The organism is Hymenobacter lucidus (assembly GCF_020447265.1).
GTDB lineage: Bacteria > Bacteroidota > Bacteroidia > Cytophagales > Hymenobacteraceae > Hymenobacter > Hymenobacter lucidus.
Window position 1 is genome coordinate 655,429 of the sequence record NZ_JAJADR010000003.1, and the last position, 16,886, is coordinate 672,314.

The window sequence follows — 16,886 nt, forward strand, 5'->3', positions numbered from 1 at the left end:
ATTCGCTTCGGTTGATACGATACCGCTCAGAACGCATAGCAGCCCGCAACTTCGGCCATTCGGTGCGGATGCCCAAACGGCTTTGTTAATCAACTCTTCAGCGCCCACTCCTGACCTTAACCCATGCCTCCACCTGAAGCAATAGCACTGCCATACTCAACCGGAGCAGTGGGGTTTTCCGTACTGTTATCCTGCTTCCCGTCTTTTCCTCCTCCAACCACACCGCCACCCTATGCCTGAGCAACTGCCCGCCTTGGATTATCCCAAGCTGTTCCAGGACCTACCCGACTCCTACCTGCTGCTCACCCCCGACGGCACCATCGTAACCAACAGCGACCAGCACGTGGCCGTGTCGCTGCTGCCGCGCGAGAAGGTGGTGGGGCGCAATATCTTCGACGCCTTCCCCTCGGCCCCGGAAAGCCAGCGGGCCTTGTATGAGTCGCACGAATATGTGCGCCAGCACAAGCAGGCCCACACCATGGCCCTCACCCGCTACGACCTGGAGCGGCCTGCCGAGCTGGGCGGCGGCACCGAGGAACGCTACTGGCAGATTACCCACTACCCGCTTCTGGATAGCGAGGGCAACCTGCAGTACATTCTGCAGCGCCCCCAGGACGTAACCGAAAAGCACCTGGCCGAGCAGCGCAGCAACCAGATTGCCCAGGAACTGGCCGAAAGCCAGGACCAGGCCCGCTTCGTGCTCGAAGCCCTGCCCGTGATGATCTGGACAAGCCAGGCCGACGGCAGCATTACGGCCTTCAACCAGCGCTGGCTCAGCTTCACCGGCCGCAGCAAGGCCGAATCGATGGGCTGGGGCTGGACGCAGGATATTCATCCCGAGGAGCGCGAGGCCGTGACGCAGCGCTGGCAGCAGGCCGCCGCGGCCGGTGAGGAGTTTCAGCTGGAGTTCCGCCTGCGCCGCCACGATGGGCACTACCGCTGGGTACTGGTGCGCTGCGTACCCCGCGTAGACAGCGAAGGCCACACTGCCTCCTGGGTAGGCGGCGGCACCGATATTCACGAGCAGAAGGAGCTGGTACAGGAAATGCTGGAAGCCAACGAGCGGCAGGCCGAACTTTCCGACCAGGCTTACCAGGCCTACCAGCTGGCCCGGAGCCAGAAGGAAACCTTTCACAACCTGTTTGAGCAGGCCCCGGCTTTGATCTGCATTCTGCGCGGCCCCGAGCACCGCTTCGAGTTCGTCAATACCAGCTACCAGTCGCTGTTTCCGGGCCGGCCGCTGGTGGGCCGGCCGCTGGCCGAAGCTCTGCCGGAAGTGGCTGAGCAAGGTTTTGGAGCTGTCCTCGACGGGGTATACAGCACCGGGGAGCCATTTTACGGCAACGAGCTACTGGTGCGCATCGACCGGCATAGCAACGGCGAACTGCAAGACGGCTACTTCAATTTCACCTACCAACTCTTCGCGGAAGGCGACCAGAAAGCAGGCATTACGGTGTTTGCCTTCGACGTCACCGACCTGGTACTGGCCCGCAAGGCGCTGGAAAAGCTGCGCGACGACGCGGCCACGAATTCCCGGTAAGCCGGTTGCTACCCGGTTTGCCCTCTCTTTCTGCTATGGATATATCCACCCTGGATTTTCAACAAGCCAGCATCAAACAGGTCCTGTTCAAGTCGCGCCTGCGCTCGGTGCTCTACGGAGTGCGCGAGGCCGACGCCGACCTATTTTCGCTCCAACTCAACCCGCTGGGCCAGTGGCTACACACGGTGGTAAAGCCTAAGTACGGCGGCTACCCCGAGGTGCTCGAAATAGAGCGGGTGCTCCAGCTCCTGCTCAGCACTGGCCAGGAATTGGTAAAGCAGTACCAGCGCGGCCACATCGAAGAAGCCCGCGCCGGCCTGGAAAAAATCAACCAGTATTCCGACCAGATTACCGACCTGCTGCAGAAGCTGGCCCACACTTCCCAGCGCACCGCCGCCTAGCCCGGCGGCGGGCTGAATCATTGCTGAAACGCCCCGGTCTGTGACAGGCCGGGGCGTTTTGTGCGTATAAGGCGGCGGGCGGCAAAACATTTTTCCGCTGCCTGCTCTTCGTAATGACTGGTTTGGGCTGGCTCCGCCCGCCCAGGCTTATTTGTTATAACTCTACAGCAGCTGCTTCACCCACCACATGGAAAACACGTTTCGCCGCATATTTCAGGTTATCGACGGCAATAAAAAGCAGGTTGGGGATGGGTTCGACGTGATTAGTCCTATGCCGGGCCCACGCATCCGGCAGCTTAGCCCCTACCTGCTCATCGACCACACCGGGCCTATGCCGGTAGCGCCTACCGAGGCCCCGCTGGGCACGCCGCCCCACCCCCACCGCGGCTTCGAAACCGTGACGGTAGTCTACCAGGGTGCCCTCTCCCACCGCGACACGGCCGGCCACAGTGGCACGCTCGGCCCCGGCGACGTGCAATGGATGACGGCCGGCGCGGGCCTGCTGCACGAGGAGCGCCACGAGCAAGAATTTGCCCGGCAGGGCGGCACCCTGGAGCTACTGCAGCTGTGGGTGAACGTGCCCCGGCGCGACAAACTGGCCCCGCCCCGCTACCAGAACATTCGTGCGGCGGCTATTCCCGCGGTGCCCGTAGCCGAGGGCCAGGGCCGTGTGCGGGTGGTGGCCGGCAGCTACGAGCACACCACGGGCCCGGCCGAGACCTTCTCACCCATCACTCTGCTCGACGTGCACCTGGCAGCCGGCGCGGCTACCACCATCAGCCTGCCCGCCGACTACAACGTGGGTATTTACGTGGTGCAGGGCAGCATTATGCTCCACGGCAACCGGCCCGCCACTGCCAAGCAGCTCGTCGTATTCGGCTGGGACTCGTCCGATGTGCACCTCACGGCTACCACCGACGCGGTGCTGCTGGTGCTAGCCGGCCAGCCCATCGAGGAGCCGCTGGCCACCTACGGCCCCTTCGTGATGAACACCAACCAGGAGCTGGTGCAGGCCATTGCCGACTTTGAAAGCGGCGGCATGGGCACGTTTCCGGAAGACGAGTAAATAGCGGCGCTGCCTACTGCAGACGTAACCCTAGGGCGCTTAGCCCGGTATTCATAGCTCTGTCAATCAGCAACTAACCGCTATGAAAACCAACGACGACGCTACTTCTATTACTCTTTCAGGTGCCTCCCGCCGCGACTTTGTGCGCACTCTTTCCTTGGGTGTAGGCGCTACGCTGGTCAGTGCTTCGGCTATGGGTGGGCCGTTGTCGTGGCTGGAGCAAACGACCTTTGGCCCAGCCAGCTGGGAAGCTCTACAGGCAGGGCGGCAGTTGGGCGTGGCCTTGGTAGGGCTGGGCAAATACAGCACCGGACAGCTGGCTCCGGCCCTGCAGCAAACCCGGCTCTGCAAGCTGGCCGGCATCGTGACGGGTACCCCGGCCAAAGCCAAGCAGTGGAAAAAGCAGTACAACATTCCCGATAAGAACATATACGACTATCAGAACTTCGACCGGATAGCCGACAACCCCGACATCGACATTATCTACATCGTGCTGCCCGTGGGCCTGCACGCGGAGTACGTGGAGCGCGCCGCCAAAGCCGGTAAGCACGTTATCTGCGAAAAGCCGATGGCCCCCACGGCCGACGAGTGCCGCCGCATGATTGCAGCCATGCAGAAGGCTGGCAAGAAATTCAGCATTGGCTACCGGCTCCACTTCGAACCCCACCACCAGGAAATGATGCGCCTGGGCCAACAGCAGGCATTGGGGCCCATCAAGAGCCTGGTGGCCGACAACGGCTTCCGCTTCAACAACGACACGCCCTGGCGCGTGAGCAAGAAGCTGGCCGGCGGCGGGCCGCTGATGGATATGGGCATTTACTGCCTGCAGGGCGTTATTTACACAAAAGGCGACATTCCGGTGTCCGTTACGGCCAAGCTGGCCCCCAACCCCGACCCGAAAGGCTTGTTTAAAGAAGTGGAGGCGGGCGTAAACTGGCAGATGCAGTTTGCCGATGGGGCCGTGGCCGACTGCCGCACCAGCTACGCCGAAAACCTGAACAGCCGCCTGCGGGCCGAAGCCGCCAAGGGCTTTCTGGAGCTGCAGCCCGCTTTCGGCTACGGCGGCATCGAGGGCCGCACCAGTCAGGGCCCGATGAACCTGCAAAACGTGCCGCAGCAGGCCCGCCAGATGGACGACTTCGCCGACTGCGTCCTCAACGACAAGCCCACCCGCGTGCCCGGCGAAATGGGCCTGCGCGACGTGCAGTTGCTCCAGGCCATCTACCGCGCCGCCGAAACCGGCCAGCAAGTATCGACCAAAGACGTACAGCAGGTGCTGGACAAAACCAACCGGTAGTTCCACCTGTCCTTGCGAGGACGCAGGATGGAGCCATCCGTCCTCTGAAATGTGCTAAGTATCCTGAAGTGAAAAGCCCTTTCCCGTTGCATACGGGAAAGGGCTTTCTGGTAAAAGAACGGGGCGCACTGCGCCGAGGACGAACTGCTTCGTGCCTCGCAAGGACACGCGCTAGTAGAAGGCTAATTACGGATTAATCAGTGCGATACTGCCGTCGGCGTTGCGCTTCAGTTCGGTCACTTTCACGTTGCGCAGCCAGGTTTTGTCCGAGAGCTGGGTATCGTGGTAGAAGATGTACCATTTACCCTTAATTTCCACGATAGAGTGGTGGGTAGTCCAGCCTTGCACGGGGTTCATGAACGTGCCCTGGTAGGTGAAGGGGCCGTAGGGCGAGGTGCCGGTGGCGTAGGCCAGGAAGTGGGTGTCGCCGGTGGAATAGGTAAAGTAATACTTGCCGTTGTACTTATGCATCCAGGCACCTTCGAAAAAGCGGCGGTTGTTGTCGCCCGAGAGCAGCACCTTGCCATCCTTATCCACGATTTTCACTTCACGCACGGGCTCGGCAAACTGCTTCATATCGGCACCCAGGCGGGCTACCCGCGGGCCCACCGAGGGCTCGGTAGCAGCCGGCTCCTGCTCCTTAGGCTTGCTGCCGTCGTACTTGCCAGTGCGCCAGCGCTGTAGCTGTCCGCCCCATATGCCGCCCATGTACATGTAGGTTTTCCCGTCGGTATCGGTAAATACGGCCGGGTCGATGCTCAAGCTCCCTTCCATCGGCTTGGGCTCAGCCTTGAAGGGCCCCGTGGGCGACTTGCTGGTAGCTACCCCGATGCGGAAGATATCCTGCTTGTCTTTGACGGGGAAATAGAGGTAATAGGTGCCATCCTTAAAGGCCGCATCGGGGGCCCATAGCTGCCGGCCGGCCCAGGGAATATCCTTGATATCCAGCGCCACACCGTGGTCGGTTACCTTGCCCCCAATGCTGTCCATGGACAGAATGTGGTAGTCCTTCATGGCGAAATGGTCGCCGTTATCATTCTCCGGCATCCCCGTTTCAATGTCGTGCGAGGGGTAGATATAAATGCGGCCGTTGAAGACGTGGGCCGACGGGTCGGCGGTGTAAATATCCTTCACCAGGGGCTCGGCCAGATATTTCTTCGTAGCCGAATCTGCGTTGGCTGGAGCGGCAGCAGTGGTGTCGGCGGCGGTTTCGGTGGTCGTGGTTTCCGTTTTGGCGGTTTCGCTTTGGCAGGCGCTGTTCAGCAGTAACAGAGCCAATGCGGGGAAAGCGAGTTTGTGGTGGGTGGGCATGGGTTGAGCGGGGTTTGGCAGGTGAAAGGCGCAGAGGTTTTCATGGCTGGCCGCACTATGAAAAGCGGTTGTAATTGACCAGCAAAAAGCCTCTGTACGCTCAAATATAGAGCGCAGCCGGAACTGCTAAGACACGCCAAAACGCGTTTCCCGCGAAATAATCTACCGTAATCGATTGTGATAGGCTCAGCAATTCAGCTGGTTTGGTCCATCGATTCCTCCATCTTTCCCCTAGCCTTTGGCCCACGCCTACTGCTGACGGCGCCCCTGGCAGAAACAGAGGAATTGCCAAGCGCATTATCGTCAAGAGTAAGCTATTGAAGTGGGCATCAGCAGTATGCGCCTTCTCGCAAAGCCTTAGCTGTGGAGCGGCAGCCGGATGATAAACGCTGTGCCCTGCCCTTCCACCGACTCTACCGTAAGCGTGCCGCCGTGGCCGCTGCTCACGATATCGTGGCTGAGCGAGAGGCCCAGACCAGTGCCCTCACCCACCGGTTTGGTGGTGAAAAACGGCTGAAAGATACGCGCCTGCACGCTTTCCGAAATGCCGGTACCATTGTCGCGCACCCTGATTTCGACAGTACCGGGCAGCAACTGAGTCGTCACAGCTACTTCGGGCTGATAGCCGGCCGATGGCGGCTGCTGGGCACGCTGCCGCACGGCGTAGAGGGCATTACTGCACAGGTTCAGCAGCACCCGGCCCAGGTCGGGCGCAATAACGGCTACCAGCGGCAGCGCCGGGGCCAGTTGGGTCGTGAGGGTGGCCTGGAAGTCGGGGTACTGGTTTTGCATTCCTTGGTAGGCCAGGCGCAGATTTTCTTCCACTAGGGCGTTCAGGTCGGTGGCCTCGCGCGGGGCGCTACCGGTGCGCGCGTGCTCCAGCATGCCTTTGATGATGGCCGTAGCCCGCTGCCCGTGCTGGCTGATGTTCATAATATTCTGCTTGAGGCCATCCAGAATTTCGCGCTCCAGCCGCCCATCCCGGGCCAGGCGCTGGGCCCCGTTTATCTCATCCACCAGGTCGGTACTGACCTCGGCAAACTTCTTTACGAAGCCCAGTGGGTTCTGCAGCTCGTGGGCCACGCCGGCCGTCAGCTCGCCCAGAAACGCCATTTTCTCGCGCTGTACCAGCTGGAACTGGGTGGTTTTGAGCTCGGCCAGCGAGGCCTGCAGGGCGGCGTTGGCGCGCTGTTGCTGCCGGTCGTGGCGCACGAGCAGGCCCAGCAGCAGCAGTAAGCCCGCCAGCCCGGCCAGCAGCCCATACATCCGGTAGCGGGTTTTCAGGGCCATATTATCGACGGCGGCCTGCTGCTCGCGCTGCCGGGCCTGGTAGTTAATGCTTTGCAGGCGCATCACTTTTTCCTGCCCAAACAGCGTGTCTTTCATCGTCAGCATCAGGCCTTGGTACTTCAGGGCGCTGTCGGCGGGGCCGCGCCGCTTGAAGTCCTGGGTGAGCAGCGTGCTGGCATTGAGTACGCCGCGCAGAAAGCCGTTATACTGCGCGGCCTGGCAGCCCAGGCGGGCGTAGTACACGCTCGAATCGAGGCGCCCCTGCTGCTGATAGAGCGTGGCCAGGCCCACATAGGCGAAGTTGAGGCCGCGCGCGTGCTGCATCACCGCCGACTCCCGGATGCTGCGCCGATAGTAGCTGAGGGCTTCGGTGGGGCGGCCCTGCTTGCGCGCCACCTGGCCCAGACCGTAGAGAATGTAGTTGGTGGGCGTGTGCAGGCGGCGCGCCAGGTCATAGGCTTGCCGCTGGTAGTAAGCCGCCGAGTCGAGTTGATTGTAGAGGTCGTAGGCCAGGCCGATGTTGCTGAGCTCGATAACCACCCTCCGCTCGGCCCGCAGCTGCCGGCCGATGCGCAGGGCTTGAAAATAGTAGGACAAGCCCTGCTGCCGGTCGCGCAGATACACGTAGATAATGCCGATACTGCGCAGGTTCTGGGCCTGCAGCGGCAGGTCGTGGCGGGCCTCGGCAATGCGCAGCGACTCCTGAAACAGCTCCAGAGCCCGGGCCAGGTTTCGCTCGCGCAGGGCCGCACCCAGCCGGTTGAGGGCCTCACCCTCGCCGTGCTGGTCGTGGGCGCGGCGGGCCAGGGCCAGCGCCTGCCGGGCGTAGGCCTCGGCCGAATCAGTGCGCAGGGCCCAATACTGGTCGCTGATGCGGCACAGCAGCAGCACCCGACTGCTATCGGGCTGGGGCTGCCGGGCCAACTGGCGCAGGCCATCGAGGGCCGCGCTCTGGGCGGCGGCGGGTCGGGCGGCCCCCACCAGCGTTACAAGAAATACCAGCAACAACACCCAGATCGGGCGAAACCAAGTCAACTGCACGGGTAAGCAATAGATGTGACGGGCAATATAGCGCAGCAGAATACCGGCGTTTCTTCTCCGCTAGAATTCAGTATTGCGAATATCCGGTTAAATCCCGTAACGCTGATTATTTCAGTTTCTTCTGCCTGCGGATAGAGGAAACCCAGTGCTGTAGCTGGGCAGAGCAGCAAGCATCCGGCTGGCTCACTTTAGCGTTTAGTGTCTCATAACTTTGGTTCGTGCGTTGTCTCTGCTGGCTGATTTTGCTTTTTTTTATTACGACGGGCGCCGACCAGCAGCCCGGCTGCGGGTGCGCCCAGGATTTCAGCTTTACGGTTCAGTATCTGGAGCGCAACCTGCCCGGCTTTGCCCATACCGTGCCGCCGACTCGCCGCCGGCAGTATGCGGCATTCAAGCAGCAGCTAGGCCGCGCGGTGGCAGCCCAGCCGAGCCGGCTCGCCTGCCTGAAGTACCTGACCACCTACGTTGAGTATTTTCGCGACAGCCACACCAGCATCAGCACCGCCGGGCCCACCGTGCCGGAAGACGACCGGGCGGCGGTGGCCCGCTTTCTGGCCTCGCCCGACTTTACTGTATCCGGCACTCTGCGCGTGGATTCGAGCCGCCGCAATGCTGCCGCTTCCGACCCGCTGGAAGGCTACTACCAGGCGGCCGACGGCACTTACCGCGTGTATCTGACCAGGAGCAAAACCAGCCGCCGCGACTACGCCGGCGTTATCGTCGCGGCGCGCACCCGGCTCTGGCGGCCGGGCCAAATTAAGTTTGAGCTGCGCCGCAACCCCGATGCCACTTACCAGGCCTACCAGTACCAGCGCAACCACAGCGTGTATTACGTGCCCGTCGTGCGCTTTGCCCAGGGTCGCCTGCTCGGGCTGGGCTGGCACAAGCAGACGCCGAACCAGCCGGCACCACCACCCGCCGGCCCCACCGCCGATTTCCGGATGCTGGCCGGTACGGAGGTAGCCTACCTGCGCCTACCCTCGTTTGCCGGCGAGCAGTGGGCGCAGCTCGACTCGCTGTACCGGGCCGTCGCGCCCCGGATTCTACGCTCGAAATACCTCATCATCGACGTGCGCGACAACCCCGGCGGCGCCGACCGGAACGTGACGCCGCTGCTGCCCTTCTTTTACGCCCGGCCCATCAAGGAAACCCAGGCCGAGGAATACTACGTGACGGCCGACAACCTACGACGCTACGAGGAATATCTGCGCCGGCTGCAAGCCGATTCGGCGCGCTACGGTTCCGACGCCGTCTGGAGCTTTCGGCAAAAGCTGACTTGGCTGAAACAGGTGCCGCTGAATAGCTTCGTGCTGAACCCGCAGAGCACGCAGAAAACCTACACCCTCACGGCTTCACTGCTGCCACTGAAAGTGGCCGTTCTCTACAACCGCGGGTGTGCCAGTGCCTGCGAAACCCTGCTGTTCTGGGCCCGGCAACCCTCGAAAGCCGTGCTGGTGGGCGAAAATTCGGCCGGCTTCGTGGGCTACGGCAACAGCCTGCCCGTAACCACGCCCTGCCAGGGGTTCGTGCTCAACGTATCGACGCTGCGATTCAAAAATCAGCTGGCCTACGAAGAAACCGGCGTTGCGCCCCACATTCGGCTGCGCGACAATGAGGACTGGCTGGCGCAAACGCTACGGATTTTACAGTCGCCATGAGCCCCGCAAACAGCAGCGGGCCACGCGTTTGCGCGACTCATACGCTCATCACTCGCCGCTTGGATTCTGAACGGCGTCAGAAGGCATAAATAGCCTGCTGGCAAATCAATTTCGCATTTTTGCTGTCAATATTTAGCCAATTCTGTTACTGTTCAGCTGCTTTGTTTAAACCGGAATCAATTTGCTTTAGCCGGCTAATAGTAGCTTTGTAAACTGAACGTGCTTTCCGACTGGTTCGGAACCCTTTCGCCGCCTTCATTCTATTCGTGCTCGTTTCACCTATGCCCCACCCTATACCTCCGGTCGACTACCAAAAGCTGTTCCGGTCCCTGCCCGAAAATCTGATGCTGATGGCCCCCGACGCCACCATCGTGGACAATACCGACGGCCACGAGCAGGTGTCGCTGAAGAAGCGCGAGGAAGTCATTGGGCTGAATATGTTCGATGCTTTTCCTTCGGTCGACCAGAATCAGGGCGACATCATTTACCAGTCGCAGGAGCACGTGCGCCAGCACCGCGAGCCGCATACCATGCCCGTAATTCGCTACGATCTGGAAGTGCCGGCTGAGCGCGGCGGCGGGTTTGAGGAGCTGTATTGGCAGGCTACGCACTACCCAATTCTGGACGATAAGGGCGAGCTGCTTTACATTCTGCAGCGCACCCAGGACATTACGGAGCAGTACCGGGCCGAGCAGCGCAACCAGGCTATGCAGCGCGAACTGGCCGAAAACCAGGAGCGCACCCGCTTCATTCTGGAGTCGCTGCCCGTACTGATCTGGACGGCCACGCCCGACGGGCAGCGCGACTTCTTCAACCACCGCTGGCTCTCATTAACGGGCAAGGAGGCGGATGAAGTGATGGGTATGCAGTGGCTGGATTCGGTACACCCCGACGACCGCTCCGCCGTAACCCGCATCTGGCAGGAATCAGTAATGCAGGGCAGCGTGTACCAGGTAGAATACCGCCTGCGCCGCCACGACGGGCAGTACCGCTGGGTGCTGGTGCGGGCCATGCCGCGCCGCGCCGCTTCCGGCGAGATTATGATGTGGGTGGGCTGCGGCACCGATATCCACGACCAGAAACAGATGGTGCAGGAGCTGCTGGAAGCCAACGAGCAACAGTCCACGCTATCCGACCAGGCCTATCAGGCTTACGAGCTGGCCCGGAGCCAGAAAGAAACCTTCCACAACCTCTTTGAGCAGGCCCCGGCCCTGATCTGCATTCTGCGCGGCCCCGAGCACCGCTTCGAGTTTGTGAATCCGCAGTACCAGCAACTGTTCCGGGGGCGGCAGCTGGTAGGCAAAACGGTAGTGGAAGCGCTGCCCGAGGTAATCGAGCAAGGCTTCGTGAACCTGCTCGACAACGTGTATGCCACTGGCGAAACATTCTACGGCAACGAGCTGGCCATCATGGTCGAAAACCCGGATGGTACGGCCCGGCAGCTCTACCTTAATTTCACCTACCAGCTCTTTCACGAGCAGGGCGCCAAGGCTGGCATTACGGTCTTTGCCTACGACGTCACCGATTTGGTACTGGCCCGCAAGGCCATTGAAAAGAGTCAGGGAGGCGCTGCTAATGCTTCTTAAAGTACTGGTTTTGTTCCTCATGTCTTCGGGCACTGCTCCTCTTCCACAATGGACATAACCGCCCTGGATTTCCAGCAGGCCCGCATCAAGCAGGTCCTGTTCAAGTCGCGGCTGCGCTCCGTGCTCTACGGCGTGCGCGAAGCCGAGCCTTCCCTTTTCTCCCTGCGCGAAAACCCGCTGGGCCAATGGCTGCACACAGTAGTAAAGCCCAAATATGGCTCTCAGCCCGAGGTAATCGAGATTGAGCGCGCCATTCAGAAAATGCTCGACACCAGCCAAAAGCTCGTCACGCAGTACCAGCGCGGCCACATCGAGGAGTCGCGCGCCGGCCTCGAACAGGTTGACGTGTATTCCGACCAGATTGAAAAGCTGCTGCAAAAAATAGAACTCACCAGCGGCAACCGGGTGTAACCCAGCCGGCTTACGTGGTGCCCAAAGCCCCGAACCTTACGCTGGTTTGGGGCTTTTTTGCGCGTTTTTTCGGCAAAATCCGCCGTAGTTTGTCGTCACTTATTACTTATTCTCTTCTTATGACGCGCACTCTATTTGCTGCCTTACTGCTTTTAGGCATTGGCCAACCCGTACTGGCCCAGCACAACCCGTACGGCATCACCGACAGCGTGAAAGTATACCTGGATAAAAGCCTGGACATTTTCCAGCAAAATGCCCTGCACCGCCGCACCGTAGCCGACTGGCCGACCCTGCGCGAAACGGTGTACCGCAAAGCCGCCGGGGCCACGACTTACGCCGCGCTTACACCGGTGTACCCCTATCTGTTTGAGCAGCTGAACGACCACCACGGCTGGTACAGCTTCCAGGGCAAAAAATACGGCTGGTCAAAGTCGGAGCCGCCCTATGCCAACCAGGCCGTGCTGAGTGAGCTGAAGAAAAAGCCCGCCGTGCGGGTGCGGGTTATCAACAAAAACATCGGCTACATTCTGCTGCCCGGCAATTCCGACTTTGGCATGAGCAACGTCAATGCCAATGCCCAGGCCCTGCGCGACTCAATTTGCGCGGTGCAGAAGGGCCGCATCAAAGCCTGGATTATCGACCTGCGGCTGAATACCGGCGGCAACATGTACCCCATGCTGGCGGGCCTGGGCCCGCTCATCGGCGACGGTACTGTGGGTGGCTTTGTAGAGCAGGCCGGCGCTACGCCCCAGGCCTGGAATATCCGGCAGGGCAATATGTACGTTGATACCTTTCGGGTGTCGCGGGTGCGGGATAAGTGCGTGAGCCCCAAGAAGAACGTATCCATAGCCGTACTACTGAGCGGTACCACCGCCAGCGCGGGCGAAGTAGTGGCCATCAGCCTGGTGGGCCGGCCCAATACCCGCAGCTTCGGGGAGCCCACGGCCGGCTACACCACTTCCAACAACGGCCACCAGCTGCCGGGCAAAGCAGGTATTACCCTAGCCGAAGCCTACGAAATAGACCGCAACGGCAAAGCCTATACCGAGCGGGTGCTGCCCGACGTAGAAATTATCGGCGGGGACAACTTCACTACTTTTGCCGCCGACCAGAAAATAAAAGCGGCGGTGCTGTGGCTGAAAAAAGTCCGATAAGGTCCCGCTTTTGCTCTTTTACCCCGACTTACTCCCATGCAAATTACCTGGACCAGCAAGCCCTTCCACGACCTGAGCCTCCTGGAGCTGCACGACATTCTGCAGCTGCGCACCGAAGTATTTATCGTGGAGCAAAACTGCGCCTTTCAGGACATTGACGGCCAGGATGCTAAAGCCTGGCACCTGCTGGGCCAAACCGCCGAGGGCCAGTTGGCCGCTTACGCCCGCCTGTTCGACGCGGGCCAGTGCTACGCGCAGGTCAGTATCGGGCGTGTGGTGGTGGCGCCGGCCTTTCGCCGCTTCGGGCTGGGCAAAGACCTCATGCGCGAGGCCATTGCGCACTGCGAACAACGCTTTGGGGCCCAGTCTATCAAAATTGGGGCGCAGCAGTACCTGACTAAGTTTTACCAGGGTTTCGGCTTCGAGCAGCAGGGCGACATGTACCTCGAAGACGATATTCCGCACATCTATATGCTGCGAGCTTAGGCATAACGGCCACCGCTACTGGTACATTTCCGGGGTAGGCCAAACTAAAGTCCCGCTGAAATGTCGTAAGTTTAGGAGTTAAACACGGCGCTGTCACGGTGGTGACGGGCACGTTTGGCTTCTTCCCGGATGAAAAACTTTCTACTGCTTTTCCTGCTGCTTACTGCCTTCAGCACGCGGGCCCAGCCGCCGCTCATGCCTTTGCACATTGCGGAGCGCTTCGTGGCCCGGGAAGGCTGGCCGGCCATGCGCGACTACCTCTGCTGCGAGGCCGCGCAGCAAGCCAAACGCCAGACGCTGGGCCAGCAGATTCCGGCCCGCATGGCCCGCACCTGCGAAATGGTGCAGCAAACTGACACCTCGGCCGTAGTGGCCGTGGAGCTGCGCGACTCTACCGGCGGCAATGACTTTTACCTGCACTTCGTGAAGCGCAGCACTTGGCAGCTGCAGGCCGTGCGCGGGCTAGCCATGACCAACTTCGGCCGCCAGATGCTCACGGTGCTCGAAGGCTTGCCGCCCGCCGAGCGGGCCCGCTATAACCAGACTCATCCCAAGGCCGAGTACGACTTCACCGTGGGCAACATCCGCCTCTGGATCAGCTCCGACGCCGACATTGAGGCCCATTTCAACCAGCGCCAGGCCGATTTTGAGCAGGCTGTGCAGCTGCTGCAGGCCCGTCCCGATTTTACGGCCACCCCACCCGACGAAGCCGCCGCCAACGCCGATCCGGCCATCAGCGCGCTGCTCAAATCATTATATATCAGCAAAGTGACGCGGCAGGCCGCCGACTGCGACGCCTGCGTGGCCTTCGTTATCGGCGGCCTGATTGACAACACTGTGGGCCTGCTCTACGAGCCCGATGCCCGCAAAGTACCAGCCATGAACCCTCAGTCGCTGATTGTGGTGAAGCCGCTGGGCAAGGGTTGGTACCTGTATAAAACGACCTGAGCCGGCCGCTAGTGGGCCAGCTTGACGGCCTTGTGCTTGCCGTAGAGCTTCTCCCACTCGGCTTCCAGCATGCTCATTTCCGTCAGGCTCCAGTAGGCCCCGTTGAAGTACAGACTCTCGCGCGAGGTGCCTTCCAGCATCATGCCGGCCTTGGTATAGCACCCAATAGCGCCCTTATTGAAGTCGTATACGCCTAGGTCGATGCGGTGCAGGCCGAGTTGCTCGAAACCCACTTTTAGCACCGCTTTTATCATGCCCTGGCAAATGCCCCGGCCCCGCTCCTGATGGCTGCCCACCAGCACCCGGCTGATGCGCGCCGAGCGGTTTTTGCGGCTGATACCGCCCAATGAAATATGGCCGACTACCTCGTTGGTCTTGTTGTCGACGGCTTTGTACACAAATGCGTCGGAGTTCAGCGGGTCGTTGGTATCCTCGATGTACCAGGCCAGGCTGGCTTCAGTGAGGGGAAACGAGAACAGGGAACCCGACCAATTCATCAGTAGCTCTTCATCTTTAATCCACTCAATCAGCTGCTTGAAATCGGCTTGGGTGAACTGCTCCAGTCTAATCATGGAAGAATACGATTTTGAAATTTTCGAAGAAACGGCGCGGTAGGCAGACAGCCCTTTTGCCGGCGCGGACAAGCCACCGCCGGAGCTGTCAAATCAGGAAGATTGGGGAGGAAATCCAGGCCGGATCCACGCGGCTGCAAGTTACGCATTCCTGGCCCAAGCTGAAGGGTAATTCGGCGGCCAAAAATGGCATTCTGCCGACTATGACAGAAATTTTCCGACGTGCGCAGCTTTTTCCCGTTTACTACTCCTTTTGGGTGGTGTTCGGGCGCGTCCACAACTGCCCCACCGCCGTTTTTCCGCCCTGCTTACCCGTTTATGCTATCCACTTCTTCTCGCCTCTTGCTGCTGGCTGTCGGCAGCCTGCTTTTCTCGCCTTCCGCCGCCACGGCTCAACAACTCCAGCTCGACAAGAAAACCGCCAAAGCCCTGCAGCAAGTGCGGCCCGCCGACATTAAGGCTCACATTCAATACCTGGCCGACGACCGGCTGCTGGGTCGTAGCCCCGGCACGCCCGGCTACCAAATGGCCGTTGACTACGTGACCGGGCAACTCAAAAGCCTGGGCATTGAGCCCGCCGGCGACGAAGGCAGCTTCGTGCAGCGCGTGCGGCTGCGGCGAGCCTTCAGCAACCCTGCTACCACCGCCCTGATGCTGCGCAGCGGTACTGAGGCGCCCGTACCGCTGGCGCCCGCCCAGGAATTTGTGCTTTACCCTAACCCCGAAACGCCGAGCGTGGCGCTGGAGGCTCCGCTGGTATTTGCCGGCTACGGCATCAGCGCGCCCGAGCTGCAGTACGACGACTACGCCGGCCTCGACGTGCAGGGCAAAATTGTGGTGGTGATGCGCGGCGCACCCCGGGCGTTTCCCTCCACGGTAGCGGCGGCCAGCCAGGATGTGCTGGCCATTCTGCAGAATGCGGCCCGCCACGGTGCGGTAGGCGTGCTATTGGCCTCACCCAACCCCAAAGCGCCCATGCCCAACTTCAAGCAGGGCGTGTATAGCGTGCTGGGCGCCGACGGAAAAGTGGCAGCCTCGCGCAGCTACGCGGCCGGCGTCAAAGTGCTGGGCGCCCTGAATGCCGCCACGCTGCAAAGCCTGCTGGGCACCGCCGCCACCGATACGGGCGCGGTTTTTACGGCGCTAAAGGCCGGCCGGCCGGCTTCGGTGGCCTTGCGTAGCGCGGCCAAAGTCAGTAATATTTCCACCTACCAGGAGGTAGAAAGCTACAACGTGGTAGGCAAACTAACGGGCTCCGACGCCCGCCTGCGCGACGAGTACGTGGTGCACAGCGCCCACCTCGACCACCTGGGCGTGGGTGCGCCGGTGAAGGGCGACTCGATTTATAACGGGGCCCACGACAATGCCTCGGGCGTAGCCAGCGTGCTGGAAATTGCCCGTATTTATACCAGCCTGCCCCAGAAACCCCGCCGCTCGGTGCTATTTGTGCTGCAGACCGGCGAGGAGTTGGGCTTGCTGGGCTCGGCCTATTTTGCGGCCCGGCCCACGGTGCCGAAAGAGAAAATCGTGGCCGACATCAACACCGACATGCCCACTATCATTGCCCCGCTGCTGTCGGTGGTTGCCCTCGGGGCGCAACACTCCAGTTTGAGTCAGCCGGTAAACCAAGCCGCCGATTACCTGAAGCTGAGCGTGGAAAACGACCCGGAGCCCGAGCAGAACCGCTTTATCCGCTCCGACCAGTATAGCTTCGTTGTGCAGGGAATTCCGGCTCTGCACATCAAGTACGGCAACAAAACCGCCGACGGCAAAAACGACCTGAGCAAAACCGTGCAGGCCTGGCGCGCCACTACCTACCACAAGCCCCAAGACGATATCAATGGTACCTTCGACTTCGAGGCGGGCAAAAAGTACGTGCAGCTCAATTTCCTTATTGGCTACCAGGTGGCCCAGGCCGAACAGCGTCCTACCTGGAACTCCGGCGACTTTTTCGGGACGCGGTTCGGGAAATAGAGTTGAGGGCAAAACCTCCGGTGGCTGTCAGGTAGAAGGACTTCCGTTTATTACCCGAGCCTTCTACCTGACTGGGTAGAAGGGCCGCCATATATTACCTCGGGCTTCTACCTGGCCAGGTAGAAGCCCGAGGTAATATATGGCGGCCCTT

Annotated in this window: 14 protein-coding genes; 11 read left to right on the forward strand and 3 right to left on the reverse strand. The window is 60.8% G+C overall.

Annotation, left to right across the window (positions count from 1 at the left end):
* Positions 1-232 precede the first annotated feature (232 nt).
* From LGH74_RS14085 to LGH74_RS14100, 4 genes are all read left to right on the forward strand, one after another.
* Complete coding sequence (locus tag LGH74_RS14085; RefSeq protein ID WP_226176636.1) at positions 233-1,540, forward strand: PAS domain-containing protein; 1,308 nt, start codon at positions 233-235, stop codon at positions 1,538-1,540.
* Between the two features lie 35 nt (positions 1,541-1,575).
* Positions 1,576-1,941: a hypothetical protein gene (locus tag LGH74_RS14090; RefSeq protein ID WP_226176637.1), complete on the forward strand. Its 366-nt coding sequence runs from the start codon at positions 1,576-1,578 to the stop codon at positions 1,939-1,941.
* Positions 1,942-2,128: 187 nt separating this feature from the next.
* Positions 2,129-3,007, forward strand: coding sequence for a pirin family protein (locus LGH74_RS14095; protein ID WP_226176638.1), 879 nt, complete (start codon positions 2,129-2,131; stop codon positions 3,005-3,007).
* Between the two features lie 82 nt (positions 3,008-3,089).
* On the forward strand, positions 3,090-4,304 hold the full coding sequence (locus tag LGH74_RS14100; protein WP_226176640.1) for a Gfo/Idh/MocA family protein: 1,215 nt from the start codon (positions 3,090-3,092) through the stop codon (positions 4,302-4,304).
* A 186-nt stretch (positions 4,305-4,490) separates the two neighbouring features.
* On the opposite strand, the gene LGH74_RS14105 is transcribed toward LGH74_RS14100, so the two are convergent.
* Entirely contained in the window at positions 4,491-5,615 is a 1,125-nt protein-coding gene (locus LGH74_RS14105; protein WP_226176642.1) for a glycoside hydrolase family 43 protein, read from the reverse strand.
* A 357-nt stretch (positions 5,616-5,972) separates the two neighbouring features.
* Positions 5,973-7,940: an ATP-binding protein gene (locus LGH74_RS14110; RefSeq protein WP_226176644.1), complete on the reverse strand. Its 1,968-nt coding sequence runs from the start codon at positions 7,938-7,940 to the stop codon at positions 5,973-5,975.
* 248 nt (positions 7,941-8,188) lie between these two features.
* On the opposite strand from LGH74_RS14110, the gene LGH74_RS14115 reads away from it, so the two are divergent.
* From LGH74_RS14115 to LGH74_RS14140, 6 genes are all read left to right on the forward strand, one after another.
* The gene (locus tag LGH74_RS14115; RefSeq protein ID WP_226176646.1) at positions 8,189-9,604 is read left to right on the forward strand and encodes a S41 family peptidase; all 1,416 of its coding nucleotides are present in this window, start codon (positions 8,189-8,191) and stop codon (positions 9,602-9,604) included.
* A gap of 281 nt (positions 9,605-9,885) precedes the next feature.
* Complete coding sequence (locus LGH74_RS14120) at positions 9,886-11,190, forward strand: PAS domain S-box protein (RefSeq protein ID WP_226176647.1); 1,305 nt, start codon at positions 9,886-9,888, stop codon at positions 11,188-11,190.
* 48 nt (positions 11,191-11,238) lie between these two features.
* Positions 11,239-11,601, forward strand: coding sequence for a hypothetical protein (locus tag LGH74_RS14125; protein ID WP_226176648.1), 363 nt, complete (start codon positions 11,239-11,241; stop codon positions 11,599-11,601).
* Between the two features lie 119 nt (positions 11,602-11,720).
* On the forward strand, positions 11,721-12,755 hold the full coding sequence (locus LGH74_RS14130) for a S41 family peptidase (protein ID WP_226176649.1): 1,035 nt from the start codon (positions 11,721-11,723) through the stop codon (positions 12,753-12,755).
* Between the two features lie 36 nt (positions 12,756-12,791).
* Positions 12,792-13,241, forward strand: coding sequence for a GNAT family N-acetyltransferase (locus LGH74_RS14135; protein ID WP_226176650.1), 450 nt, complete (start codon positions 12,792-12,794; stop codon positions 13,239-13,241).
* Positions 13,242-13,370: 129 nt separating this feature from the next.
* Positions 13,371-14,189, forward strand: coding sequence for a hypothetical protein (locus tag LGH74_RS14140; RefSeq protein ID WP_226176651.1), 819 nt, complete (start codon positions 13,371-13,373; stop codon positions 14,187-14,189).
* A gap of 8 nt (positions 14,190-14,197) precedes the next feature.
* Here LGH74_RS14140 and LGH74_RS14145 read toward each other — a convergent pair whose 3' ends face one another.
* Positions 14,198-14,761, reverse strand: coding sequence for a GNAT family N-acetyltransferase (locus LGH74_RS14145; RefSeq protein ID WP_226176652.1), 564 nt, complete (start codon positions 14,759-14,761; stop codon positions 14,198-14,200).
* Between the two features lie 318 nt (positions 14,762-15,079).
* Between LGH74_RS14145 and LGH74_RS14150 the strand changes: the two genes are divergently transcribed.
* Positions 15,080-16,735: a M28 family peptidase gene (locus LGH74_RS14150; protein ID WP_226176653.1), complete on the forward strand. Its 1,656-nt coding sequence runs from the start codon at positions 15,080-15,082 to the stop codon at positions 16,733-16,735.
* Positions 16,736-16,886: the final 151 nt, after the last annotated feature.